Annotated in this window: 3 protein-coding genes; 2 read left to right on the forward strand and 1 reads right to left on the reverse strand. The window is 50.0% G+C overall.

Going from position 1 to position 2762, the window contains the following annotated elements; all coding sequences use genetic code 11:
• Positions 1–291: 291 nt before the first annotated feature.
• The gene (locus ACR2PX_RS20305) at positions 292–591 is read left to right on the forward strand and encodes an orotidine 5'-phosphate decarboxylase / HUMPS family protein (RefSeq protein ID WP_434001181.1); all 300 of its coding nucleotides are present in this window, start codon (positions 292–294) and stop codon (positions 589–591) included.
• On the forward strand, positions 588–1004 hold the full coding sequence (locus ACR2PX_RS20310; protein WP_434001182.1) for an orotidine 5'-phosphate decarboxylase / HUMPS family protein: 417 nt from the start codon (positions 588–590) through the stop codon (positions 1002–1004). Before ACR2PX_RS20305 ends, ACR2PX_RS20310 begins: the two co-directional genes overlap by 4 nt.
• A 48-nt stretch (positions 1005–1052) precedes the next feature.
• Here ACR2PX_RS20310 and fabV read toward each other — a convergent pair whose 3' ends face one another.
• A complete protein-coding gene (gene fabV, locus ACR2PX_RS20315) occupies positions 1053–2273 on the reverse strand; it encodes an enoyl-ACP reductase FabV (protein WP_434001183.1) in 1221 nt (406 codons plus the stop codon).
• Positions 2274–2762 lie beyond the last annotated feature (489 nt).

Below are 2762 nucleotides of genomic sequence, written 5' to 3' on the forward strand. Positions count from 1 at the left end.
TGGCTCTATCCTTTGCTGTTCTCGGGATCAAAGTCAGTAAGGATAGACAAAAGAAAATGACGGGTATTTCCCATAGGTTGGAGGGCTGCACTGGGCAAAAAGTCGCCGCGAAGCGGCCTACCTTGAGAAGGAAGGCCGTATTCAGGCGGGGCAAGTATTCGAGCGGGCCTTTATAAAATATTCCGAACGAATGGATGGCATCCAGCAGGGAGTCACTTGGTCTGAAGTTAAAGCAAAACAAAAAGAACGGTTGGCCAATGAACAGGCCGAATGGGAAAAGGGAGTTAACAATTGTCAGGACGAAGTGAATTAGTCGTAGCGTTGGATGTTGATACACTCGACGAGGCCAAAAAGCGGGTTTCTCAACTCGGTGCAGAGGTTGGACACTATAAAATCGGACACCAGCTGATGACCTCCGAAGGACCGGTCGCTATCCGTTATTTGAAAGAACAGAATAAAACAGTCTTTCTGGATCTGAAACTTCACGAAATTTCTAACTCAGTCGCGGCAGCCGTAAGATCAGCAGGCAGGCTTGGTGTTGATCTGGTGTTGATCTGGTGTCGGTGCATGCATCGGGCGGACGTGAAATGATGAAAGCAGCTGTATCTGCTGCCCGGGCGTTTCCCGATATGAAGATCGTGGCTCTCACGCTTGTTACAGGTTTGGATAAGATCGCCATGAGCGAGATCGGCTGGCACGGTTCTCCTATGGAGCAGGTAATCAGGTTGACTCGGTTAGCGTTAGAGTCCGGGTGTCATGGGGTGATTGCTTCTGCCAGAGAAGCTCGGCAAATCAGAGAGGCCGTTCCTGCAGACTTTTTGATCGTTACCCCGGGTATTCGACCGGTTGATGTTGAAGAGGGTGATCAGGTCCGGACAGGTACTCCGACATTTGCTGTTCGCCAGGGTGCCACGCATCTGGTGGTTGGGAGACCGATTATTCAGGCAGAAGATCCAGCCAAAGCGGCAAGGCAGGTATTAGCTGAGATGGTTGGTGCGGTGTGATGAAAGAGAAACCGGGGAGGGCTGTTAAAGCCCTCCCGAATTCATGGATCAGATATCAATGACGTCAAAAGGTACCAGAGGATTCACATCCGCTTCGTAATCAATCCCTTCAACACCAAAACCAAACAATTTCAGGAACTCTTCCTTGTATTCAACGTAGTCCGTTAGCTCGGCCAGGTTCTCATTGGTCAGTGTGGGCCATAAAGCCTGACAGTGGGCCTGAATATCGTCTCTCAGTTCCCAGTCATCCAGACGCAGGCGATTGCTGTCGTCAACCGCTGGCGCTGTGCCATCGGTCTTATACAGGCGCTCACGGAACATACGGTTGATCTGCTCGATGCAACCTTCATGGACACCTTCTTCGCGCATCTTCTTAAAGACCATGGCGATATAGAGAGGCATCACAGGAATGGCGGAACTGGCCTGGGTCACAACACTCTTGAGTACTGCGATATTGGCAGAGCCCTTCATCCCCTTCATCCCCTTCATCCCCTTCATTTGTTCATCAATAGCGTGGGCAGCACGGTCCAGATCTTTCTTGGCCTGCCCCAGTGCACCTTCCCAGTAAATCGGCCAGGTGATTTCGGTACCAATGTAGCTGTAGGCAACGGTTTTGCAGCCTTCAGCCAGTACACCGGCTTCTGACAGGGCTTTCATCCAGAGTTCCCAGTCTTCTCCGCCCATTACGGTGACAGTGGCATCCACTTCTTCTTGAGTCGCAGGTTCAACAGAGGCTTCAAACAACTGATCCTTGTTGGTATCTACGGCAGTCGCTGAGTAGTGTTGTCCCATAGGCTTGAGTACAGAGCGAATCACTTCGCCAGTGTCAGGCAGTTTGCGAACCGGTGAGGCCAGGGAGTAAACCACCATATCAATCTGGCCAAGGTCTTCCTTGATCAGATCAACAGTCTTGGCTTTTGCTTCATGGCTGAAAGCATCTCCATTCAGGCTTTTGGCATACAGGCCTTCTTCATGGGCCAGTTTTTCAAAAGCGGCAGAGTTGTGCCAGCCTGCGGTTCCGGGCTTTTTCTCAGTGGCGGGCTTTTCGAAGAAAACACCAATGGTGGCGGCACCTGAACCAAACGCAGCGGTAATGCGGGAAGCAAGGCCGTAACCACTGGAAGAGCCAATGACCAGAACCCGCTTGGGGCCCTCGGTTATTTCACCCTGAGCCTTGGTATAAGCGATCTGCTCTTTAACGTTCTGTTCACACCCTGAAGGGTGAGTCGTTGTGCAGATAAATCCGCGAATCCTTGGCTTGATAATCATCTTTGGCTCCAGTCAATGATAAGAGACGGCAGAACGAACAAGATTCGCTGCGCCGTACTGTGTACTATAAAAATACAGCTCTATCGAGTTCTATAGCCGTGTCTTGATTCGAGTGAGCGGTACTTTCCGCCCATGGCTGTCTGAGCAGAGGGCAAGCTTATCCAAAACTGGCAGGGCGGAAAAGGCGCAGGCGGTATATATCAGTAGGTATATTGATACGAAATGTATCTTGCTGCCTTTGACTTTCGGGCTCCTGAGGTCGTTTTCATCATTATTTATTCTTGTCATTCACTGGCCATGAAAAACATTTTGCTACCTCGTTTTTAATGGTTGAGGGTGGCGCAAAATGTTTTTCTGTCGCTATAGGAGCCTGTCGGACTTACCACTGACCTACTGCGAAAAAGCCGGATTTGGCCATTTTTTATGATTCTTTTCGTTGAATAGCTCGCTATTCGCCTCAAATAATCATAAAAACTGTCTCAAACCGGA

Source organism: Endozoicomonas sp. (assembly GCF_051008435.1).
Lineage (GTDB): Bacteria > Pseudomonadota > Gammaproteobacteria > Pseudomonadales > Endozoicomonadaceae > Endozoicomonas_A.